Source organism: Pseudomonas syringae pv. tomato str. DC3000 (assembly GCF_000007805.1).
Classification (GTDB): domain Bacteria; phylum Pseudomonadota; class Gammaproteobacteria; order Pseudomonadales; family Pseudomonadaceae; genus Aquipseudomonas; species Aquipseudomonas avellanae.
Window position 1 is genome coordinate 3,123,524 of sequence record NC_004578.1, and the last position, 22,951, is coordinate 3,146,474.

19 protein-coding genes and 1 pseudogene are annotated in these 22,951 nt (G+C 61.6%); 14 read left to right on the forward strand and 6 right to left on the reverse strand.

The genetic code is table 11. The features are described 5' to 3' along the window. Position 1 precedes the first annotated feature (1 nt). The 3 genes from PSPTO_RS14485 to PSPTO_RS14495 all read right to left on the reverse strand — a co-directional run bounded on the left by PSPTO_RS14485 (position 2) and on the right by PSPTO_RS14495 (position 3,335). The gene (locus PSPTO_RS14485; RefSeq protein WP_011104204.1) at positions 2–1,318 is read right to left on the reverse strand and encodes an MFS transporter; all 1,317 of its coding nucleotides are present in this window, start codon (positions 1,316–1,318) and stop codon (positions 2–4) included. A 190-nt stretch (positions 1,319–1,508) separates the two neighbouring features. Then, a complete protein-coding gene (locus PSPTO_RS14490; RefSeq protein WP_011104205.1) occupies positions 1,509–2,405 on the reverse strand; it encodes a LysR substrate-binding domain-containing protein in 897 nt (298 codons plus the stop codon). A gap of 24 nt (positions 2,406–2,429) precedes the next feature. Further along, the gene (locus tag PSPTO_RS14495; RefSeq protein ID WP_011104206.1) at positions 2,430–3,335 is read right to left on the reverse strand and encodes a LysR substrate-binding domain-containing protein; all 906 of its coding nucleotides are present in this window, start codon (positions 3,333–3,335) and stop codon (positions 2,430–2,432) included. A 154-nt stretch (positions 3,336–3,489) separates the two neighbouring features. On the opposite strand from PSPTO_RS14495, the gene PSPTO_RS14500 reads away from it, so the two are divergent. After that, a complete protein-coding gene (locus tag PSPTO_RS14500) occupies positions 3,490–6,537 on the forward strand; it encodes a D-2-hydroxyglutarate dehydrogenase YdiJ (RefSeq protein ID WP_011104207.1) in 3,048 nt (1,015 codons plus the stop codon). 78 nt (positions 6,538–6,615) lie between these two features. On the opposite strand, the gene yghX is transcribed toward PSPTO_RS14500, so the two are convergent. Continuing rightward, positions 6,616–7,503 carry a YghX family hydrolase gene (gene yghX / locus PSPTO_RS14505; protein WP_003382657.1) on the reverse strand — a complete coding sequence of 296 codons (888 nt, stop codon included), beginning with the start codon at positions 7,501–7,503 and terminating at the stop codon, positions 6,616–6,618. Positions 7,504–7,684: 181 nt separating this feature from the next. Between yghX and PSPTO_RS14510 the strand changes: the two genes are divergently transcribed. The 11 genes and pseudogenes from PSPTO_RS14510 to PSPTO_RS14560 all read left to right on the forward strand — a co-directional run bounded on the left by PSPTO_RS14510 (position 7,685) and on the right by PSPTO_RS14560 (position 18,591). Further along, on the forward strand, positions 7,685–8,776 hold the full coding sequence (locus PSPTO_RS14510; RefSeq protein WP_005762418.1) for a diguanylate cyclase: 1,092 nt from the start codon (positions 7,685–7,687) through the stop codon (positions 8,774–8,776). A gap of 107 nt (positions 8,777–8,883) precedes the next feature. Then, the gene (locus PSPTO_RS14515) at positions 8,884–9,834 is read left to right on the forward strand and encodes a LysR family transcriptional regulator (protein WP_005762416.1); all 951 of its coding nucleotides are present in this window, start codon (positions 8,884–8,886) and stop codon (positions 9,832–9,834) included. A gap of 346 nt (positions 9,835–10,180) precedes the next feature. Continuing rightward, positions 10,181–11,641, forward strand: coding sequence for an NAD(P)-binding domain-containing protein (locus tag PSPTO_RS14520; protein ID WP_007243944.1), 1,461 nt, complete (start codon positions 10,181–10,183; stop codon positions 11,639–11,641). Next, positions 11,638–12,612: an ABC transporter permease gene (locus PSPTO_RS14525; protein WP_005762408.1), complete on the forward strand. Its 975-nt coding sequence runs from the start codon at positions 11,638–11,640 to the stop codon at positions 12,610–12,612. The genes PSPTO_RS14520 and PSPTO_RS14525 overlap by 4 nt, the downstream gene beginning before the upstream one ends. Beyond that, on the forward strand, positions 12,609–13,529 hold the full coding sequence (locus tag PSPTO_RS14530; protein ID WP_005762406.1) for an ABC transporter permease: 921 nt from the start codon (positions 12,609–12,611) through the stop codon (positions 13,527–13,529). Before PSPTO_RS14525 ends, PSPTO_RS14530 begins: the two co-directional genes overlap by 4 nt. After that, complete coding sequence (locus tag PSPTO_RS14535; RefSeq protein ID WP_011104208.1) at positions 13,526–14,539, forward strand: ABC transporter ATP-binding protein; 1,014 nt, start codon at positions 13,526–13,528, stop codon at positions 14,537–14,539. The genes PSPTO_RS14530 and PSPTO_RS14535 overlap by 4 nt, the downstream gene beginning before the upstream one ends. Continuing rightward, positions 14,529–15,542: pseudogene (locus PSPTO_RS14540) on the forward strand (ABC transporter ATP-binding protein). The gene PSPTO_RS14535 and the pseudogene PSPTO_RS14540 overlap by 11 nt, the downstream one beginning before the upstream one ends. A 52-nt stretch (positions 15,543–15,594) precedes the next feature. After that, positions 15,595–17,160 (forward strand): ABC transporter substrate-binding protein, encoded by a 1,566-nt coding sequence (locus PSPTO_RS14545; RefSeq protein ID WP_011104209.1) that lies wholly within the window; start codon positions 15,595–15,597, stop codon positions 17,158–17,160. Between the two features lie 71 nt (positions 17,161–17,231). Continuing rightward, entirely contained in the window at positions 17,232–17,753 is a 522-nt protein-coding gene (locus PSPTO_RS14550; protein ID WP_005762396.1) for a CMD domain-containing protein, read from the forward strand. Beyond that, positions 17,753–18,343, forward strand: a complete 591-nt coding sequence (locus PSPTO_RS14555) for a peroxidase-related enzyme (RefSeq protein ID WP_011104210.1) — start codon at positions 17,753–17,755, stop codon at positions 18,341–18,343. The genes PSPTO_RS14550 and PSPTO_RS14555 overlap by 1 nt, the downstream gene beginning before the upstream one ends. A gap of 89 nt (positions 18,344–18,432) precedes the next feature. Then, positions 18,433–18,591, forward strand: coding sequence for a hypothetical protein (locus tag PSPTO_RS14560; protein ID WP_225983000.1), 159 nt, complete (start codon positions 18,433–18,435; stop codon positions 18,589–18,591). Here PSPTO_RS14560 and PSPTO_RS14565 read toward each other — a convergent pair. Beyond that, on the reverse strand, positions 18,568–20,016 hold the full coding sequence (locus PSPTO_RS14565) for a fatty acid desaturase (RefSeq protein ID WP_005762390.1): 1,449 nt from the start codon (positions 20,014–20,016) through the stop codon (positions 18,568–18,570). The genes PSPTO_RS14560 and PSPTO_RS14565 overlap by 24 nt on opposite strands. Before the next feature lie 249 nt (positions 20,017–20,265). Here PSPTO_RS14565 and PSPTO_RS14570 point away from each other — a divergent pair, with 249 nt between their 5' ends. Beyond that, positions 20,266–20,931: a hypothetical protein gene (locus PSPTO_RS14570; protein ID WP_005762387.1), complete on the forward strand. Its 666-nt coding sequence runs from the start codon at positions 20,266–20,268 to the stop codon at positions 20,929–20,931. Further along, positions 20,925–22,040 carry a hypothetical protein gene (locus PSPTO_RS14575; RefSeq protein ID WP_005762385.1) on the forward strand — a complete coding sequence of 372 codons (1,116 nt, stop codon included), beginning with the start codon at positions 20,925–20,927 and terminating at the stop codon, positions 22,038–22,040. The genes PSPTO_RS14570 and PSPTO_RS14575 overlap by 7 nt, the downstream gene beginning before the upstream one ends. Here PSPTO_RS14575 and PSPTO_RS14580 read toward each other — a convergent pair. Next, on the reverse strand, positions 22,028–22,936 hold the full coding sequence (locus PSPTO_RS14580) for a hypothetical protein (protein ID WP_005762383.1): 909 nt from the start codon (positions 22,934–22,936) through the stop codon (positions 22,028–22,030). The genes PSPTO_RS14575 and PSPTO_RS14580 overlap by 13 nt on opposite strands. Positions 22,937–22,951: the final 15 nt, after the last annotated feature.

Consider the following 22,951-nt stretch of genomic DNA (forward strand, 5'->3'; position numbering starts at 1 on the left):
GTTAGGCTCCAGACAAAGGATGATGGCCAGCAGGCGCGCGGTCACGGTAAAGCAACGCGCCGATGCCGCTGACGACGGCGGCAAACATGATGTAGAAGGCCGGTGCCAGGTTGCTGCCGGTCGAGGCAATCAGCCAGGTGATGGTGAAGGTGGCGAAACCGCCGAAGATTGTTACGGCAAAGTTGTAGGCCACCGAAAGCCCGGTGGACAGCACGTGGGTCGGCAGCAGCTCACCAAAGGCGGCGAGAATCGAGCCGATGTAACCGGAGATCAGCAGGCCGAGCACCAGTTCGAAGATCAGCAGTGAAAACAGCCCCGGCATCTGGTTGATGAACAGAAACATCGGGTAAGCACTGAAAAAAATGGCCACCGCCGAGCCCAGCAACCACGGACGATGCCCGCTACGGTCAGCCAGAGCGCCGACAATCGGTGTGACGATGATCAACACCGCGCCGCCCATCATGCCGGCGCTGAAGCCCATCCATGACGGCAAGCCAAGCACGCGCTGGGCATAGGAGGGGATGTAGAACAGCACCGCGTAGGTGCAGACGGTCCACAGCACCACCAGCGAAAAACTGATCAGGGTCTGGCGCGGGTAGGTCTTGATCACTTCGCGCAAAGGGGATTCAACAGGCCTGGCTGCCTCGTACGCCGGGCTTTCATCGACCCGGCTGCGGATGTAAAAGCCCACCGGACCGATCAACGTGCCAATCAGGAACGGCACGCGCCAGCCCCAGCTCTCAAGCTGCGCCTGAGTCAGGTAACTCGACAGGACCGTGCCCAGCGCAGAGCCAAGCAGCACGGCGACACCGATGCTGGCCTGAATCCAGCTGGAGTAGAAGGCTTTCTTGCCCGCTGGCGCGTGTTCGGTCAGAAACGCCGTGGCGCTGCCCATTTCGCCCCCCGCAGAGAAGCCTTGCAGCAGCCGCGCCAAGACAATCAGCACCGGAGCCAGGTAGCCGATCTGCGCGAAACTCGGCGTCAGGCCGATGATCAGCGTGCCCAGCGCCATGAGCAGGATGGTCAGTGATAACGCCGCCTTGCGACCGCGCTTGTCGCTGTAGATGCCCAACACGATGCCGCCCACCGGGCGCATGAAGAAACCGACACCAAAGGTCGCCAATGCCAACAGGTAGGAGGTCAGCTCGCTGCCGGTGGGGAAGAACACCTTGGCGATGATCACCGAAAAAAAGCTGTAGACCGTGAAGTCGAACCATTCCAGGCCATTGCCGATGACGGTGGCGATGACCGCCCGACGGGCTTTTTGATGATGGGTCTGGTCATGGCGGCGTGAGGCGGAGTGTTGTGTAGTGCTCACTGTTAGCTCCTGCATGCGATACACGCAGGGAAGCCCCCTGCAATGGCTGCATTGATAAAGGGGCAGAATGGTTGGGTGCAGCGCAATCAGGTCTTGTGCCCGTTTGCGTCGAGAGTAGGCGCCGGCCGGACTTTGAGAAAACGCTCATTACGCAGGTTTGCATGCGCCGAACGCATGCAGAGCTATGAGGTCATGAAGCTATTTCGTCGCTCAGCCATTTCTCGAAAGCCCGCGCTGCGCGTCGGGGCATCTTGCCGCTGGGGGTCAGCAGGTAATAGCCACCGACTGCGCCGACGCTTGTGCCACAGGCAGGCACCAGCGCACCGGATTGCACGTGGCGATCAATCATCGGCTGCCAGCCGAGCACGATGCCATGCCCGGCGACCGCCAGGTCCACCAGCACCGGGTAGAGGTTGACGGTCATGCGCTGGCGTATCAGCGACGCATCGACCCCCAGGCGGGCGAACCAGTCGCCCCAGGACAGCCACTGACGCTGCCCGTCTTCGAGCATCAGCAGGCAATGGTCCAGCAGTTGTGCGGGCTCCAGCACCTGACCTTTCAGATAGCCAGGCGAGCAATAAGCGTTGACCGATTCGGCGAACAGCAAACGACTGTCCAGGCCTGCCGGCGAGGTTTCGCGCAGAAAATACAGCGCCAGGTCGAATTCGGCGCGGATCAATGAATCCAGCCCGTCGACCACCCGCAAACGGATGTCCACCGCCGGGAATGCATCACGATAACGTCCCAAAAGCGGACCGAGCCACAGGGCGGCCACGCCGCTGGAGCAGGCCAGGGTCAATTGTTGCTCGCCGCTGTGGGTGATGACTTGCGCGGTGGCTTCGGCGCACAGGGTCAGCATGCGTTGAATCTGTTCGGCGTAGATCTGCCCGGCGACGGTCAGGTGAATGCGTTTGTGCGCACGGCGAAATAACGCCCGGCCAAGAAACTCCTCCAGTTGCGCCACCTGCCGACTGATTGCACTTTGCGTCAGGTTCAACTCGGTGGCGGCGCGGGTAAAACTGCCGTGGCGCACAGCGGCTTCGAAAGCGATCAGGTTTTGCAGCGGCGGCAGGGGTTCAATACGCACGGTGGCTCCTGTTGCGGGCAGGTTTTACAAAGGGTCGGGAAAGGGCGTCGACAGCAGCCAGTCTCTGAACACGCACAACGACGGCAGATTCTGAAAGCGCGTGGCATAGGCCAGATAATAATTGCGTCCGCTGTCCAGCGGCTCGAACAGCGTGACCAGCTCACCGCTGCTGAGCTCGTCCTGCACCAGAATACGCGGCACCAGGGCAATGCCGATCCCGGCGGCTACGGCCTGAATCAGGTGCGAGGTCAACTCGAAGCTCGGGCCGGGACGCATGATGTGGTGGGCCAGTTGATTGCTGTCAAACCAGTCCGACCAGGCATTGGGCCGCGACACCACGCTTAGCAACGACTGCTGGGCAACTTGCGCCGGGGTCATCGATTGATAGCCCGCAAGCGCGGCGGGGCTGGCGATGACCACCAGTTTTTCGCTGACCAGCGGGTGCGCGATATAACCCGGCCAGTTACCGTGGCCCGCACAGATGATTGCGTTCATTTCGCTGGCCGCCGGTGTGAGGTCGGCATGCACGATGCGCGAGTGAATGTGCACCACGTAGCCTGTATGTCGGGTGTAAAAGTCATTCATGCGCGGCAGCAACCACTTGGAGCCAAACGTCGGCAGTACCGCCAGATGCAGCGTACCGCCTTCGGCCTTGTGCGCAATGGTTTGCAGGGTTGCACTGCGGATACGGCCGAGGGCGGCGGCCAGTTCGTGCTGATACAGCGCACCAGCGGTGGTCAGTTCGATGCGTCTGCCGTCCCGTTTGAACAGCTCGACCTGCAGTTGCGCCTCCAGTGCCTGCACCTGGCGGCTGACCGCGCTCTGGGTCAGGGCCAGTTCTTCGGCGGCTTTGGTAAAGCTGTCATGCCGTGCGGCGGCCTCGAAAGCGAGTAGCAGTGACATGGAGGGCGTCAGTCTTCGCGTGTTCATTCATAAAACTCATGGAAAAACGGCAGGTTTTACGTTTGCACTGAAGCATGACAGGCGGGAGAATCCCTGTACCCGTTGATGACGCCATGCATTCGAGCGTTTCAAAGCATACGTGCTTTGCATATAAAACGCCTAGCCAGCCAGGAAGACCACCATGATTGCCCTGTTGAAGCCGACCACCGAGCAGGTGGGCCACTACGACCGTTTCCTCAATGCCTTGACGGAGGGTGGCTTTCGCGGCGAGATCGCCAGGGACCACGGGTCGCGCACGGTGCTGGCCACCGACAACTCCATCTATCAGCGCCTGCCACAGGCGGCGGTTTTCCCGCTGGACAGCCACGATGTGGCGATCGTCGCCCGGCTGGCAGCACGGCCCGAGTACAAACAGGTGGTGCTCACCCCTCGGGGCGGTGGCACCGGCACCAATGGCCAGTCACTGACCGATGGCGTAGTGGTCGATCTGTCGCGGCACATGAACAACATCCTCGAAATCAACGTCGAAGAGCGCTGGGTACGGGTGCAAACCGGCGTGGTCAAGGACCAGCTCAACGCAGCGTTGAAGCCGCACGGGCTGTTTTTCGCGCCGGAGCTGTCGACCTCCAACCGCGCCACAGTGGGCGGCATGATCAACACCGACGCTAGCGGGCAGGGCAGTTGCACTTACGGCAAAACCCGTGACCACGTGCTGGACCTGACGACCGTGTTGCTGGGGGGGGCGTACGTTCACAGCCAGGCGATGGGCGCCGAGCAGTTGACCCGCGAGCAGGCGCGCGTTGACCGGGTCGGTGATGTGTACCGCTGCGCGCAGCAGATTGCCGATACTCAGGCGCAACTGATCAAGGATATCTTCCCGCCGCTCAACCGTTGCCTGACCGGCTACGACCTGGCGCACCTGCGTGAGGAAGACGGGCGTTTCAACCTCAACAGTGTGCTGTGCGGTTCCGAAGGGTCGCTGGGGTTTATCGTCGAAGCCCGGCTCAACGTGCTGCCGATTCCCAGGCATTCGATTCTGGTCAACGTGCGTTACGCAGGCTTCATGGACGCTCTGCGCGACGCCAAGGCATTGATGGCGCACAAGCCGCTGTCCATCGAAACCGTCGACACCAAAGTGCTGATGCTGGCGATGCAGGACATCGTCTGGCACGGCGTGGCTGAATATTTCCCGCAGGACCCCGCGACGCCGACGCTGGGCATCAACCTGATCGAGTTCAGTGGAGATGAACTGGAGGAAGTGGAGCAGCGCGTTCATTCGTTTGTCGCGCATCTGCAAACAGACACATCTGTGGTGCGCCTTGGCCACACGCTGGCGACCGGCAGCGCTGCCGTGAGCCGCGTCTACACCATGCGCAAACGCTCGGTGGGCTTGCTCGGCAACGTCAAGGGCGAAGCGCGGCCGCAGCCGTTTGTGGAAGACACCGCCGTGCCGCCGGAAAATCTGGCTGACTACATTCAGGAATTTCGCGCGTTGCTGGACAGCTACGGGCTGCAATACGGCATGTTCGGCCATGTGGATGCGGGCGTGCTGCACGTGCGGCCGATTCTGGACATGAAAGACCCGGCGCAGGCGGCACTGATTCGCCCGATTTCCGACGCCGTCGCCGCATTGACCAAGCGTTATGGCGGCCTGCTGTGGGGCGAGCACGGCAAGGGCCTGCGTTCGCAATACGTGCCCGAGTATTTCGGCGAGCTGTACCCCGCGTTGCAGGCGCTGAAAGCAGCCTGTGACCCGTTCAACCAGCTCAACCCCGGCAAGATCGCCACGCCTGCGACGGTGCCCGATGCGCGTCTGACGCAGGTGGATGAAGTGACGCTGCGTGGCGACCTGGACCGCACGATCGACGAGCGTGTGTGGCAGAGCTACGACAGCGCGCTGCATTGCAACGGCAATGGGGCCTGTTACAACTACGACACCGACGACGCCATGTGCCCGTCGTGGAAAGCCACCCGCGACCGCATTCACTCCCCCAAGGGCCGCGCCTCGCTGGTGCGAGAGTGGCTGCGCCTGCAAGGCGAGCAGGACGTGAATGTGCTGACCGCCAGCGCCAGAGCGCGAACTGCCAACGTGCTGAAAAGCCTGGCCGAGCGCACCGTCAACAGCGTGGCCAGAGTGGCGGGGCAGAAGGATTTCTCCCACGAAGTCTATGACGCCATGGCCGGTTGCCTGGCCTGCAAGTCTTGCGCGGGGCAATGCCCGGTCAAGGTCAACGTGCCCGAGTTTCGTTCGCGTTTTCTGGAGCTGTACCACAGCCGCTACCTGCGTCCGATCAAGGATTACCTGATCGGCTCACTTGAATTCAGCATTCCGCACCTGGCGCGCTTTGCGAAGCTGTACAACGCGATCATGGGCGCAAAACCGGTGCGTTACCTGCTTGAGCACGTGGCCGGGATGGTCGACAGTCCATTGCTGAGCCTGATGGACTTTCGTGCCGCCTGCGCACGCTGGAATGTCGGCATCGCCACACCGCAGCGGCTGGCCGCGCTGACTGATCAGGAGCGCAAGCGCACGGTGGTGCTGGTGCAGGACGCGTTTACCCGCTATTTCGAAACGCCGCTGGCCGCCGACTGGCTGGAGCTGATCTCGCGCTTGGGTTATCAGGTCTATCTCGCGCCGTTTGCGCCCAATGGCAAGCCGTTGCAGGTGCAGGGCTTTCTGGCCGCGTTTGAAAAAGCCGCCAGCTTCAACAGCCAGTCGCTGGGCAAGCTTGCCGGGTACGGCATTCCGCTGATCGGGCTCGACCCGGCCATGACGCTGGTTTATCGCCAGGAGTACAGTAAGACGCTGGGCGAGGAAAACGTGCCGACCGTCCTGCTGCCGCAGGAATGGCTGGCGACCGGGCTTGAGACGCAGAGCGACGTTCAGTCTGGTGAAACGTATTACTTCCTGCCGCACTGCACCGAAAAGACCAACGAGCCGGGCAGCGTCAGCCTCTGGCAGAAAGCCTTCGCCCGTGCAGGCCTCAAGCTGGAAGTGCTGGCCAGCGGCTGCTGCGGTATGTCCGGCACCTATGGACACGAAACCCGAAACGCGAAAACCAGCGACACCATCTACAGCCAGTCCTGGCAACCGCTGGTGGCGCGTCACGGCGGCGAAGGCCGACTGCTCGCCGACGGCTATTCATGCCGCAGCCAGGTCAAACGCCAGGATGGCAAGGTCGTGCAGCATCCGTTGCAGGTGCTGCTGGAGCAGGTGCGGGTGCGGTAACCAGGACACGGAGCGTCCAGAACGGCATGCGACGCGGAGCGTCGCACGATAGTCGTCATGGTGAGATTATTCCAGCTCTCACACCAGGTACTTGTTGAACCACCCCAGGGTCCGCTCCCAGGCCAGTTTGGCGGCGGCTTCGTCGTAGCGCGGCGTCGAGTCATTGTGGAAGCCGTGGTTGGCACCTGGGTAGATATAGGTTTCGTAGGTCGTGCCTGCCGCTTTCAATGCTTTCTCGTACGCTGGCCAACCTTCGTTGATGCGCGTGTCCAGTTCGCCGTAGTGGATCATCACCGGCGCCTTGATCTTCACCACGTCCTCAGCATTGGGCTGGCGTCCGTAGAACGACACCGCCGCGCCCAGCTCCGGGTAGGCGACTGCCGCTGCGTTGGTCACCCCGCCGCCATAGCAGAAGCCGGTTATGCCGACCTTGCCGGTGGTTGCGTCATGCTTCATCAGCCACTCGATGGCGGCAAAAAAATCATTCATGAGCTTTTCCGGGTCGACCTTCTGTTGCAACTCACGGCCCTTGTCGTCGTTGCCCGGATAGCCGCCCACCGAGGACAGCCCGTCCGGAGCCAGTGCGATGAACCCGGCCTTGGCGACGCGGCGGGCCACATCTTCGATGTAGGGGTTCAAACCACGATTCTCGTGCGCCACGACAATGGCTGGCACCTTGCCGGTGGCCTTGGCCGGACGTACCAGGTAGCCGCGAACCTGACCATGCCCTTTGGGCGATGGATAAGACACGTATTCGGCAATGATGTCCGGGTCGGTGAACTCGATCTGTGTGGCCAGCGCATAATCGGGGCTCAGCGAGGCAAGTAGCGCGCCTGCGGTCAGCCCCCCCAGCGAGAACAGAGCTGCACGGTCAAGAAACTCGCGCCGGTTGATCTTGCCGTGTGCGTAGTAGTCGTAAAGCTCAAGCAGTTCAGGCGCAAAGTCTTTCGCGGTGAGACGTTCCATCGGCGTGCTTCCTCAGGGATTGGTAGGGCCTGGCAGGGTGATCGACAGTCCGTATTAAAGCAGCCGCGGGCAGCCTTGACATCTGCTCTGAACTCGTCAGCTCGTTGATTAAATTGTGAGTCGATGTATCAAGCGGTACAGACCATTGCCGACAATTGTTCATGAATTCGTTTCGATACTCATGGTCATACCCAACCCGCACCTTCGAGAAAACGTGATGATGACCCTCCAGGCAGAAGACCGCTCCCAGTTGTTCAAGGACACGGCTGCCCAGTTCTGGACACACATCACACCGATGGTCTATCTCGCTCTCGGGATCCACTGTGTGCTGCTGGCGGTGTTCATCACGCTGGACATAACGATCCTCTGGGCTGCGAACATCTTCAGCATACTTGCCTATTGCAACTGTCTTTACCTGATTCGCAGACGCCGCTACCGGCAGACGGGCCAGTTGATGAGTTTCGAGATCATCGCCCATGCGGTACTGGCAACCTGGGTACTGGGGTGGGAAAGCAACTTCAGCTTCTACCTGTTCTGCGTGATCCCGATTATCGCGTTCACCTTCCAACTGGTTACCGTCAAGCGTGTGGTGTTCAGTGCCGCGGTACTTTTGGCGGCAGCAGGGTGCTTTACGTTTCGTCGCCACATGGGGCAAGGATCCAGCTTGAGTAGCGAAATGCTGGAGGTGTTTGGCGTCGTCAACATTCTTGCCGCAACCGTTCTGGCGATCTACGCCACGGCTCTGTCAGTGCGTTTTACATCGTCCATGCAACTGAGCCTGTATCACATTGCCAATCGTGACAGCCTCACCAACCTTTTCACCCGCAGACGGGTGCTGCACCGCGTGCGTCAGTTGGAGTCGCGTCGCCAGGGGCTGTCGGCCTCGATAATCCTGCTCGACATCGATCATTTCAAACAGATCAATGACCTGCACGGTCATGAAACAGGCGATGTGGTACTGCAACGAGTGGCTGAGGTCATCAGTTCAAGCGTGCGCAGCAGTGACATGGCTGCACGCTGGGGTGGCGAGGAGTTTTTGATCCTCATGCCCGACACAGCACTGAGCGACGGGCTGCAAGTGGCTGACCGCATATGGCTGTCCATCCGGGAAAAAGCCGGTCTGATCGACACGCTCGACATTGCTGTAACCGCAACCCTGGCAGTGGCTGCCGTCGGCGAGGGCGAAGCCTTTCAGATCGCCCTCAATCGTGCCGACACCTCGCTTTACCTGGGCAAGCAGCTAGGCCGAAACCGGGTCATGGTCGCTGGGTGAGCCGGCCGTTCACAGCATTCCTCGCGAGCGTGTAGACTTTCGCGCTTTGAGCGGCGGACATCCGTGCGTCGCTCCCTTATCGATTGTGTATTGATCAAGGCATGCTTATGGATCTGCGTCAGCTCGAAGCCTTCGCGGCGGTCATGTCGGCGGGCAGTGTCACTGCCGCCGGGAAAATGCTCGGCCGCTCTCAGCCATCGGTCACTCGGGCCATTCAGGAGCTTGAACAGGAACTGGGCTTTGCGCTTTTCGAGCGCAGCGGGCCGAAGGTCACGCCTACCCACAAGGCGTTCATGATGTATGGCGAGGTGGAAAGCGCGCTGCTGGGCGTGCGTAATATCCGCCAGCGTGCGCAACACATTGCGCAGGAAGAAAACCATCAGATCAAGCTGGTGGCAATCTCGGCCCTTGCTGCCGGGCTGTTGCCCACGGCCTTGTCCCGGCTGCCCGAGCCTCTGCGCCCGCAGCAGATCCAGTTGCAGAGCATGTCTCCGGAGAATGTGGTTCAGGCGGTTCTGTCGAAGACTATGGATCTGGGGGCTGTAAGCCTGCCGCTGGAACATCGCGGCCTGGAGATTCACTGGATCGGCGAAGCGTCCTGCGTGGCGGTGTTGCCAGCCGATTCGCCGCTGGCCGCCCATGACGTGCTTTCAATGGAGCTGCTGCGCCAGCAAACGCTGATCACCATGGCCAACCCTTATCGTTTTCGTCGGCGTATCGACAAGGCGTTTCACGATGCCGGCGGCGAGCCACCGCGCATGCTCGATACCAATACCTCGCTGATTGCCATGCAAATGGCCAGAGTGGGGCTGGGCATTGCGCTGGTCGACCCGTTCACCGCCATAGGCGTACCGCTGCAAGACGTAGTGGTCAGGCCGATTGCCTGTTCCATTCCGTTTTTCTTCGGCCTGATTTCAGCTTTCGCCAGCCCGCTATCGGAGGTCGCGAGTGCGCTGGTGGAGGAAATTGCCGTCTGCGCGAAAGTCCTCCTGCCGGAGATGATCATGCACGAAGCCAGTGCTCACGATGCGCTGTTGCAGAGCATTTATGCAGAGTGAGCGCAGCTAAGTTCAGACTAACTGGTAGCGGCCGGGGCGGCGAGCCGCAGGCTCGCGATCTGCTGGGAACCGGCAGCAAAACCGGCGCATGGGGTGTATCAGGCACAACCAGGGTGGCCAGTTTCAGGGCCGCTCGGGCGCCAACGTTCTGAATACCTCCATAAATTCCATTAAGGAATATCAATATTCTTTTTTGCGCATTGCGAGAATAAAGAACGGCTTTTACTATTCGGATTAAGCATTCAATAGCTTTAAGAATTCATTTATTGCGACATTGGAATGATTTTTGAAGTGATTTGAATCAGGCTCGGGCTTTGCGCCTGATCATCTTTCCGGGTACCGATCAATGTCCGATGTAAACGCACCTGCCGGTCTCGCGGCGCTGGAAGCTCGCCTGCAGCAGGATCTGGCGTGGCTGGATCTGCCCGCCAAGCCTTGGGTCAAGCCGAGGACGAACGCCGGGCAGGCTGTGCTTGATGTAGCAATCATTGGCGGCGGCATGGCAGGGCTTGCGCTGGCGGCAGAGCTGCGACATCTGGGCGTGGCGGCGGTGATTTTCGATCAGTCGCCAGCCGGTTTTGAAGGCCCGTGGGCGACCACGGCGCGGATGGAGACTCTGCGTTCGCCGAAACAGTTGACCGGCCCGGCGCTCGGTTTGCCGGCCCTGACCTTTCGCGCCTGGTACGAAGCGCAATTCGGTGCCGACGGCTGGGCAGCGCTGGATAAAATCCCGCGCCTGCAATGGGCCGAGTACCTGCGCTGGTATCGCAAGGCGCTGGCGCTGGATGTGCGCAACGAACACCGCGTAAGCCGCGTCGCGCCGCGAACGGACGGCCTGGTCGAACTGGACATCATGACGCCTGGGCAAACCCGCTTCATGCTGGCGCGCCATGTGGTGCTGGCGACGGGTCGTGATGGTCTGGGCGGCCCCTGGGTGCCGGATTTTGCCCGGCAACTGCCAGATCATCTGTGGACACACTCGGCCGCCGGTTTGCAGGATGACTGGTTCGAAGGCAGGCGCGTCGCGGTGATCGGCGGCGGTGCCTCGGCGATGGACAGCGCTGCCACCGCGCTGGAAGCAGGTGCACAGCGGGTAGATCTGTTGATTCGCCGCGCCGAGCTGCCACGGGTCAACAAAGGCAAGGGCGTCGGCAATCCGGGCATGGTCCACGGCTACTGGCGCCTGCCGGATATCTGGAAATGGCGCATCCGTCACTACCTGAATAGGCAGCAGGTGCCACCCCCACGCGGCAGCACGCTCAGGGTGTCCCGTTCGGGCCGGGCGCGCTTTCTGCTCGACAATCCAGTACTCGCGGTCGAAGCAAACCCGGCGGGCGGGGTCTGGCTGCAAACATCAAAAGCGCGCGTCGAGGCGGATTTTGTGGTGTTCGCCACCGGTTTTCGGACCGACTTCGAGCTGCGCCCGGAATTTGCGCCGTTCTCGTCGCATATTCGTGTCTGGCAGGACCGCTTTGAGGCGCCGGAAGGCGAAGCTGATAGCGAACTGGCCGTATTGCCAGACCTGGGCAATTGTTTCGAGTTTCAGGAAAAGACCCCCGGCGCCTGTCCGGGCCTGAACCACATCCACTGTTTCAGCTACCCGGCGGCGCTGAGCTATGGTGCGGTGTCGGGGGATATTCCCGCCATCAGCGAAGGCTCCAAACGCCTGGCCCACGCGCTGATCGGGCTGCTGTTCAACGAGGACATCGCGCTGCATTTTGAATCGATGCGCAGCTATGCCGAGCCAGAACTGCTGGGCGATGAGTGGGTTGCGAGCGAGCCTGGCACCGAAGAGTTGCGCCCATGATCGGCTGGGCGCTGCGTCGCTTGACCCAGTCGCTGCTGGTCATTTTGCTGATGACGGTGGTGGTGTTCGTCGGCCTGAATGCCATCGGCAACCCGATGGACATTCTGGTCGGTGAAGACCTCAACCAGGCCGAACGCCTGCAAGCCATCGCGGACCTGGGGCTGGACCAGCCGCTGTGGCAGCAATACCTGATCTTTCTCAAAGGCGCCATGCACGGCAATCTGGGCCAGAGTTTCGTTTATCACGAAGACGCCATGCGCCTGATCCTGCAACGCCTGCCCGCCACCTTCGAGCTGGCGTTCAGCGCGCTGTTTCTGGCCGTGGTCATCGGCGTACCGCTGGGGATGTTTGCCGGTATGTACCCCGATCATCCGCTGTCCCGACTGATGATGGCGGCGAGCATCGTCGGATTTTCGCTGCCGGCGTTCTGGGTGGCGTTGATGATGATCATGCTGTTCTCGATCACGCTCGGCTGGCTGCCAGCCAGCGGTCGCGGCGAAACCCGAGAGTGGCTCGGCGTGCAATGGTCCTGGCTAACCCTCGACGGCTTGCAACACCTGCTGTTGCCTGCGCTGAACCTGGCGCTGTTCAAAATTTCGCTGGTGCTGCGCCTGACCCGGGCGGGCGTGCGCGAGGTCTTGCCGCAGGAGTTCGTCAAGTTCGCCCGCGCCAAAGGCCTGTCGCCGATGCGCGTGATGTGCATGCACGTCATGCGCAACACCATGATCCCGGTGGTGACGGTGCTGGCCATGGAGCTGGGGTCGACCATTGCCTACGCCGTGGTCACCGAAAGCATTTTTGCCTGGCCGGGTGCCGGCAAGCTGATCCTCGACAGCATCAACATGCTCGATCGCCCGGTGGTGGTCGCTTACCTGATGGTGGTCGTGGTGATTTTCGTGGTGCTCAACCTGATCGTTGACGGCCTGTATTACCTGCTGGACCCACGTGTCCGTATCGAGGCATCACGATGAACGTCATCGCAAAGGTCGCGCCTGCCAACACGCTGTTGCAGGCCCAGTCGCCCTGGCGTCGGGTGATTGTCGACTTCATGAGTTCCAGCACCGCGGTGGTCGGTTTGCTGCTGTTGCTGGTCATCGTGCTGTTGGCCGCGTTCGCACCGTGGATCGTGGTGCAAAACCCCTACGACCTGATGCAGCTCAATGTGATGGATGCGCGCATGCCGCCCGGCAGCCTGAACATGGACAGCGGCTACACCTATTGGCTGGGCACCGACGGGCAAGGCCGCGATCTGGTCTCGGCGATTATCTACGGTCTGCGCATCAGCCTGTGGGTCGGCATCGGTTCGGCGTTGATCGCCGCGGTCATCGGCACGTTGCTGGGGCTGGTGTCGGCGTACGCCGGTGGCTGGGTCGATGCCTTGTTGATGCGTCTGGTCGATCTGCTGTTGTCGTTTCCGGTGATTCTGATGGCGCTGATGATTCTCGCCTGGCTGGGCAAGGGGGTTGGCAACGTGATGCTCACCCTGATCCTGCTCGAATGGGCTTATTACGCCCGCACTGCGCGAGGCCAGGCGCTGACTGAAAGCCGCCGCGAATACGTCGACGCGGCGCGCGGGCAGGGCGTTGGTCCGCTGCGCATCGTCATCGGGCACATCCTGCCCAACTGCCTGCCGCCGCTGATCGTGATCGGCGCGTTGCAGATTGCCCGTGCCATCACGCTGGAAGCGACCCTGTCATTTCTCGGCCTGGGCGTGCCGGTGACCGAGCCCTCGCTGGGGCTGCTGATCGCCAACGGCTTTCAGTACATGCTCAGCAATGAATACTGGATCAGCCTGTTTCCGGGGCTGGCTCTGCTGATCACCATCGTCGCGATAAACCTGGTCGGTGACCGTCTGCGCGATGTCCTGAACCCGAGGTTGCAGCGATGAGCCTGCCTGACGTATCGCGCGTGACATCCTCGGTCGAACCGACCCTGGAAGTGCGCGACCTGTGCACCTCGTTTTACACCCGCGCCGGTGTCTTGCCTGCGGTGCGTAATGTCTCGCTGCGCGTACAGCCGGGACGCATTCTGGGGCTGGTGGGCGAGTCGGGGTCAGGCAAGTCGGTCACCGGGTTCTCGATTCTCGGCCTGGTGGACGAACCGGGGCGCATCAGTGGTGGCCAGGTGCTGTTCAAAGGCCGCGACCTGACAAAACTCTCCACCGGGCAACTGCGCGAAATCCAGGGCAATCGGGTGGCGATGATTTTTCAGGACCCGATGATGACCCTCAATCCAGTGTTGCGGGTCGACACGCAAATGATCGAAGCGGTGCGCGCGCACAGTACGCTCGGCAAACGCGAGGCACGTGAGCATGCCAGCCGCACCCTGGCATTGATGGGCATTGCCAGCCCCGAAGAGCGTCTGCGCGCCTACCCGCATCAGCTGTCCGGCGGCATGCGCCAGCGAGTGGCAATCGCCATTGCGCTGTTGCACGCCCCGGACCTGATCATCGCCGACGAGCCGACCACCGCGCTGGACGTGACCATTCAAGCGCAGATTCTCAGCGAAGTGCAGAAACTGGTGCGCGAACAGGGCACCTCGCTGATCTGGATCACCCATGACCTGTCGGTGGTGGCTGGCCTGGCCGACGACGTGGCGGTGATGTACGCCGGGCGCATTGTCGAGCAAGGCTCGGTCGCTGACGTGCTGGATCGTCCGCAACATCCCTATACACAAGGCCTGATCGACAGCCTGCCGAGCCGCAACAAACGCGGTCAGCGTCTGCGGCAGATTCCCGGCATGGCACCGGACCTGCTGTCGATGCCTGCGGGCTGTGCGTTTGCCGCACGCTGCGCCAAAGCGGCACCGGCGTGCGCGCAAGACCCCAAACCACGCGAGATTCTGCCGGGCCATACGGTTCGCTGCTTTTATCCAGGAGCTGGCGCCGATGTCCAGTAATCAGATTCCCCTCATCGAGCTGCATCAGGTCAGTAAGACCTTTGGCAAGCCGGTAGACGAACGTTCTTTTCAAGGCCTGTTGCAGCGCCTGCACCTGGCCCGCCCAAAACCTGTGACCCACGCAGTGGATCGCGTCGATCTGCGCATCCTTCGTGGCGAAGTGGTCGGGCTAGTGGGCGAATCGGGCTGCGGCAAATCGACCCTGGGGCGCATGGTGGCCGGGCTGCTGCCGGTGTCCGCCGGCAGCACCTCTGTGGACGGCAAGCCGCTCGACAGCCTGACCCCACAGGAACGCCGGGCGTTGCGCCTGAAGGTGCAGATGATTTTTCAGGACCCCTCGTCGAGCCTCAATCCGCGCTTGCGGGTCGACCGGATCGTCGGCGAGGGCGCGCTGCTGCATGGCCTGACCGACCGCAAAGGCGCGGATGATTATGTCAGCGCCTAATTGCAACGCGCCGGGCTCAGCCCGCAATTGCGCCAGCGTTACCCGCATCAGTTCAGCGGCGGCCAGCGCCAGCGTATCGGTATTGCCCGTGCGCTGGCGGTGCAGCCGGAACTGCTGGTCTGTGACGAGTCGGTAGCAGCGCTGGACGTGTCGATTCAGGCGCAGATTCTCAACCTGTTCATGGACCTTCGCGATGAGCTGGGCCTGACCTATCTGTTCATCAGCCACGATCTGGGTGTGGTGGAACACCTGTGTGACCGCGTGGTGGTGATGTACCTGGGTCGGGTGGTCGAGACCGCATCGGTCGATGACCTGTTTGCGCGGGCCAATCACCCGTACACCCAGGCGCTGCTGGCGCAGATCCCGCGCTTCGATATTCGCAGCACCCGTTATGACGCGATCAAAGGGGAAATCCCCAGCCCGCTGAACCCGCCTGCCGGGTGTCATTTCCACCCTCGCTGCCCGCGCGCTATGGCGCGCTGCCGTGAGGAAGCTCCAGCGCTGAGGGAGGTTTCGCCGAACCACCAGAGCGCGTGTCACCTAAATGATCAGAGCTGAACGAGCACCTCAAACTCGTCAATTTTTCGCCATTGCGTACAAGGAATCACCCATGAAACCACTCGTTCGTTCGTTACTGGCCTCGGCGCTCGTGCTGGCCGCCGGCAGTGTTTCGGCGCAGGACCTGCGCATCGGTTATGCCGACCCCGTCTCGTCGCTCGACCCGCAACTGAACAACTATGCCGGCGACCGCTCGGTGGCGCTGCACGCCTTTGAATCGCTGGTCAGCCGCCGTGACGACAAGACCTTGCCGGGCCTCGCGAAAAGCTGGAAAGTCACTGACGACACCACTTGGGAGTTTGCCCTGCGCGAGGACGTGAAGTGGCAGGACGGCACACCGCTGACCGCCGACGACCTGGTGTTCTCTTTCGAGCGAGCGCGCAGCGTGCCCGGTAGCGTTGCGTCTTACGCAGGTGCCATGCGCACGGTCGAATCGGTCAAGGCCAAGGATGATCACACTCTGATCATCAAGACCCGCCTGCCCAACGCCAACCTGCTGCCGGACGTCGATTCCATCTACATCGTCAGCCGCCATGCAGGCGCCGCCGCCAGCAGTGCCGATTACAATTCGGGCAAAGCCCTGATCGGCACCGGGCCTTATCGTTTTGTCTCGTTTGTACCGGGTGATCGTACGATCTTTGCCCGCAACGACAGCTACTGGGGAGCGAAACCGACCTGGGACAAAGTCGATTTCCGCTTTATCGCCAATGCCGCCAACCGCACTGCGGCGTTGCTGGCGGGCGATGTGGATGTGATTGACAAGGTGTCGCCAACCGACGTCGAGCGTCTGCGCAAAACCCCGAGCGTCAATGTCTTCGCCTATCAGGGCTTGCGTGCGCTGATCATTCAACCAAGCTTCCGCACCGGCCCGAACGAATTCATTCGTGACAACGCCGGTAAACCGCTGGCTGAGAACCCGTTGCTGGACGTGCGGGTGCGCAAGGCGTTGTCCCTGGCGATCAATCGCCCGGCCATCGACGAGCGCATCATGCAGGGCACCGTGACCGAGGCCAATCAGTGGATGCCGGCCAATACCTTCGGTTACAACCCCGGCATCAAGAACATCCCGTATGACGTCAAGCAGGCCAAGGACCTGCTGGCACAGGCGGGCTTTCCCGAGGGCTTTCAGTTGACCGTGCACGTACCGGGCGACCGTTACCCGCAAGCGCCAGAAGTGATGCAGGCCGTTGCGCAGTTCTGGACACGAATCGGCGTCAAGGTGCAGCTGGAAGTGCTGCCGTGGGCAGTCTACGCAGGCAAGGCCAACAAGAATGAGCTGGCAATCAGCGTGATTGCCTGGGGCAACGGCACCGGTGAAGCGGCTTATGCACTGACCAATATTCTGACCACAGTGGACAGCAGCAAAGGGCAGGGCGCGTCCAACTGGGGGCACTACAGCAACCCGCTGGTGGACAAGGCGCTGGCCGATTCGACGGCTGAATTCGACGAGGCCAAACGCCGCAAGATCCTGGAAGACTCGGTCCAGGTGGTCAGCGACGACGTTGGCATCATCCCGTTGTTCCATTACCAGAACATCTGGGATGCGCGCAAAGGCCTGAAAGTCGAGCCGCTGGTCAGCGACCGCACTGCGGCGACCATGGTCACCGAACAGCCGTGATCTTCCTTTGTTCGCGTAGCTGCTTTTAAAAGCGGCTGCGCGAGTGTCACGACAGCATTGCAGGACATTTCATGACGACCGAGCATTCAAACACACCGGACTTGCTGGATCACCTGTTGGGCATCGAACCTGGCAACCCTTTGCACACAGTGCGCCATGCCCGTGACAAGGTTGCCTCGGCAACCCAGGGCAGCCAGGCGCTTTTTTTCGACCCGGCATTGGCAGATAACCTGCCGCTGAGCGAGCGTCTGTGGGTTGCCTATTACGCCACCCAACTGAGTGCGCAGCCAACCCTGACCGCGTATTACCTGCAGCAACTGCGCGAAGTGGGCGTAGCGGACAGTGTGCTGGCGGACGTGGACGCCAACCGGATCGACCTGCTTGAAGACCCGCGCCTGGCGGCGATCCTGCGTTTTACCCGCACCTTGATCGAGTCTCCGGTGCATGGCGATCAAAGCGCCTTGCAGGCGCTGCAACTTCAGGGCTTGAGCACTGCTGAAATCGTGGTACTGGCGCAGCTGATTGCGTTCCTGTCCTACCAGGTGCGTCTGGCCGCAGGGCTGACCGCCATTCAATCTGCCGGAGCAGCCTGATGAGCGAGCTTATTGAAATCGAAGGTTTCACCAATCAGGTGCTGGGCTGGAAAGCATGGTTACCGATCGTGGACCTGAACAACGCCACTGCCGAGCAGACCGCTGTGCTCGAAGAGAGCCATCCGCAGGCCAGGACCTCGGATTACTACCTGACCCTGGCGCACCACCCGGACATCCTTCGGCAGCGCTCCCAGGCTTTCAACGCCATCATGTACGCGCCGGGCGGCCTGTCCCGTGCCGAGCGAGAGCTGGCCAGCACCGTGGTCTCGCGCATCAACCGCTGCGTGTATTGCGCATCGGTGCATGCACAGCGTTTCGAGCAGTTGGCCAAGCGCAATGACGTGATCGCACAGGTCTTCGCCGACCCGGCAACGGCAGGCACCACGGCACGCGAAAAAGCCATTGTGCAGTTCGCCATCGACCTGACCCTTGAGCCTGCCTCGCTCAACGCCGCGCACATCATAGCGTTGCGTGAGCAGGGCCTGGACGATGCGCAGGTGCTGGATTTGATTCACGCCATCGCGATCTTCGCCTGGGCCAACCGGCTGATGCTCAATCTTGGCGAGCCGGTGTTTCCCGAAGCTGAATAGGCCCGTTGCTGAACGGTGGAATGTTGTACGGCACATTCCGCTGTTTCCGATCAGACAGTGGCTTGGCTGAATGTCACCCATCACTTTTCATGGTTTGTGCCAGGGTCAGCGGTGCCACGGTAACGTTCGAGCCCGGCGCACGCACCGCCTGGCATACCCATCCATTGGGTCAGACCCTGATCGTCACCGCTGGCGCGGGGCAGGTCTCGGATGCCGAATACGCCTCAGGTTTTGCGCCGCAGCCCTGACCACATCAGCGCTGGCAAAGCCCGCGATGGCATGAGTTTTTCGTCTTTGCCAACGGCACTGGGCAAGGCGTGCCAAGGGATGCTTGCAGTGCGGTGATGCTGCAGATGCAGGTTGATGTGGTAAGGCCAGATGAAAAACCGTCCCAGCCAGCCGACGCGCCAGGCGTACGTCCATTCCTGCCAGCCGGGCGTGACGCCGGGGCCGCCGCTGTGTTCGGCAATGCTGCGGATTTTCTGTAGCAGGGTGCCGACGGTGACCAAGGGGATGAACCACAGCATTGCCAGCATGCCCACTTCCCTTATCGAGCATTGCCAGACAAGGCACGCCACAATCATCAGCCACACCAGCGCTGCCGAAATCAACGGTCGGGTGATCTTTGGCGGCGCGCCACCGGCAGCCTTGTAGGCCGCGATGTTGCGCAGCGTATTGACCATCAGCAGGTCACCCAGCAGTTGCCTGAGCAGTAGCTTCGCGCTCAGCGGCTGGAAACGCCACGGCTGACGGTAATAGAGAAACCGGCGCTCCGGGTCCTGCTCGGTCCCGGCGTGCTGATGATGATCCAGGTGCAGCGGGCGATAGAATTCGATGGGCACCAGGCCCGGAACACCGATCGCCAGGTTGATCAGGAAGTCGTTGGTGCTGCGTCGGCGGGTCAGGTTGTAGTGGGTGGCGTCGTGGTACAGCACGAACAGCGCGTGCTGGCGTGCTGCAACGATGAGCATGGCCAACAGGTAGAAACGCCAGTCTGCGAGATAAAGCGCAACGCGGATCGTGACCAGGATGCACAGCCATTCAAGCAGCAGCGCAGACAGGGTGCGCAGGTCTACCGCGCAGCGCTTGAAGATCAGCGTCGCCGCGCCGCAGGCGACACCGATGGCCGCGCCATAGGCCATGTCGGTAAACACATGCTGCCCGGTGGTCATCACCGTCAGCATCAGCACCACACTCCAGACGGCAAATACCCAGGCCTTTTGCAGTCGCAGGCCAGCCATTGCAACGCTGATGGCCACAGGCAATGCCACGTGCCCGCTGGGCGAAGCGGCCAGTGGTGCATCGAGCTGGTACAGCCAGTCGAGCCAGGCAGCGCCGGTTTCAGGACGCAGGATCATGGTGGGCCAGAACAGATGACAGACCAGACACAGGCCCGCCGCCAGAGCACCGGCAAAAAACGTCGGCAGCAGCCATGACGACTGACGCCCCATGTACACGAGCACCGGCATGACCAGCGTGTAACTGAGGTACAGCGGCAGCGTGAACGGGAGCAGGGGAACATGGGCGTCGACACCTGAGGGCTGCACAAGGCGCACAGAACCCATGGGCACATGCGTAACCAGAAAGTACAGCAGGCCGGTGACCAGCAGGTACATCGCCAGCCAGGCGAAGGGCCGATCGACGCTGGAAGCGGCGGAGTGAGGAGGGTGCATGTGGACAACCTGTGTGGATAAAGCCTGTAGCATTCGATACGTGCGCAAGCGGCCATTCAGCCACGCTGACAGGCGCGCAATGATGATTGCAGAGCGGCGGGGCATTGAATTGAACTGATAGATTCATTGCCCTCAGCGGCCCGGCCATTCAGAATCCGGTCATTATGTTTCCATACATCGAAGGCCTCCATGAGTTTGTGCGCGACCGCTCTACAGCGCTCCGATCTGCAACCGAATGATATCGATCGGATGTTCGAGATTTATTCCGCCTGCTATCAGGATACCTGTCGGGTACGATTCAAGCAGGATCTTGACGACAAGACCCATTGCGTCGTTCTGCGTGACGCCTGCGACACGATCATGGGCTTTTCGACGCTGAAACTGTTTGAAATGCACTGGGATAACCAGCCCGGCAGGTTCATTTTTTCCGGCGACACCATCATCACCCCTGAACACTGGGGCAGCCAGCAGCTCGCGTTCGCCTGGTCCCGACTGATTGGCGACCTGTGGCGTCAGGCGCCTGATGTTCCCCTGTACTGGTTTCTGATCTGCAAAGGGCACCGGACTTATCGCTACCTGCGGGCGATGGTACTGGATTACGCGCCCCGTGCGGGGCATTTGACCGAACCTCACGTGCAGGCGTTGATGGATCACCTGGCGCACACGCGTTTTGGCGATGCCTACAACCCGGCAACCGGCCTGCTGTCCTTCAAGACGCCGCAGGGGCGGTTGACCGCAGAGCTGGCGCAGGTGTCGGAAAATCATGCCAGGTTGCCGGAGGTTGCCTACTTCCTGGAGAAAAACCCTGGTTATGCTCAGGGCGACGAGCTGGTGTGCCTGTGCCGCTTCACGCCGGAAAACCTGCGGCCTCTGGCGCGCCGCCTGATCATGGCCGAGCAGCTATCGACGTGCTGATTCGTCAGGCCGGCCCTGCGGACAACGCGCAGCTCCTCGACTTTCAACAGCGTCACGCCATGCGCGGCAGCATGCCGCTGCGCTTTGATCGCAGCCCGGATTACTTTGCCCTGCATCACTGCCATGCCGCCGATCACCGCACCTGGATCGCCCAAAGCCCGGAAGGCGAGCTGCGCGGCTCGGCCAGTCTGGTGGTACGCGACGGCTACCTGCAGGGTAGCGCTGAGCCGATTGCCTATCTGGGCGATTTGCGGCTGATGCCCGACCGCAGGCTGTCGCGCTCATGGATGGCAGAGGTTCAGACGCGACTCGCCGATCTGTCCCTGCAAACCGGCGCGCAGCATGCCTATTGCTGCATCATTCGTGACAACCCGCTGGCCATTCAGTCGCTGCTGGGACGGCGGCGGGCAAACCCGCTGAAACTTGCCCACTGGCGTGGCTACAGCAATGTGTCGGTGTATGGCCAGCGTGGCTTGAGCAGTGCACCGCGCACGCACGCCGGAGTGCGAGTGGTGCGCGCCGAGCCGCGGCATCTGGACGCGCTCAGGGCGTTTCTCGACAGTGAGTCGTCCCGGCAATCGTTCGGTTGCGTGTTCAGCGAAACGGAATTCGAACGCAGGATCAGCCACTGGCCGGATTTTGCCATTGGCTCGTTTCTGCTGGCGGTGGACGAGCGCGAGAACCTGCTCGGCTGTGTTGCGCCCTGGGATGCCGGAAAGATAAAACGGATCGTGGTCGAGCAAATGCCCGTGGCCCAGCAGTTGCTGCGCATGGGCTACAACGCGGTCGCGCCGCTGGCGGGTCGGCCGGGCATTGCCTCGCCGGGTAACCCCCTGCGGGACATCTACCTGACCCATCTACAGGTTCGGCAGCGCGATCCCGAGGTATTTGCCGCCTTGCTGGACGTTGCCTGGGCGCAGGTGCGCAAAGACTATTCGCTGATGCAGTTATGCCTGTATGACCAGGATCCGCTGTGGCTGGCAATGCGCCGTTACCGAAGCGTGTCCCTGCCGATGGACCTTTACACCGCGCCCTGTGGCAGCAATACCCCGGTGTTTACCGAGACTTGTGCGGCGGGTGTTCCGGGGTTCGAGATCTACCTGGTGTAACCGGTCCTGCCCGGCCGGGTCTGGTGCAGCACTTCCAGCAACGTCCGCCAGAACCTCGCCGGGTCAAATCCGGCGCCGCCCAGTATCGGCTGGCCATGGTCCACATCCGGCAGGCAGATTTGCGGCAGGCCCGGCAGTGACAGGTCTTGCATATAGAACTGGCCGTCGTGTGCATGCCCCGGACGCACGGCGTTCAGGCGTTGATGGTGGGTGTCGAAACGGGAGCGTCGCACCGCAGACCAACTGACCACATGCACGCAGTGCAGCGTGTCGGGCAGGGCGGACAGCATGCTCGCGACGTGCGGGTCGCGCTGGCTGCTGATATCCCGGGTGCCTTCGGCGAGCAACGCGCGGGTGACCATCGCCTGACGGAACCTGTCCATGCGATAACCCAGACCCGCGTCAGGAACGCGGTAGCCCAGCACGTCATCGATGATCGGTGAGGGGCCAACGGGCGGTTGCACCAGCGCAATGCCATCACAGGCGTCGAGCAAGGCCGGGGGCTGCGTCAGCGCTGCGAGTGTGTCCAGGCTGCCCTTGCTGTGTGCCAGCACCACGAATCGCTGCCCTGGCTTGAGCCGGCTGCCGAGCACCGTCGCAATGTGTTCGCCCTGCGCAATTATCCCTCGCGAGGAGCGCACCGGCATGCGCAGGACCTCGTAGCCCTCGGACTTAAGCGATCGCGCACAGGCACGGTTGCAATAGAGTATGAACTCCGAATAAAGCCCGGCGACCAGCACCACCAGCGTGTCCTTCGGCAGGCCGAGGCGCGGTGTTCGCCAACGTTGCAGGAACAGCTCGGTCCAGTCCAGTGCGGCGGGCGGGCGCACGAAGGCGGTAGCCGGAAAATGACGTTGCCACTCGTCAAAGCCCTCGGGCGTCCAGATCGTCGTCATGCAGATCGGCCCTGA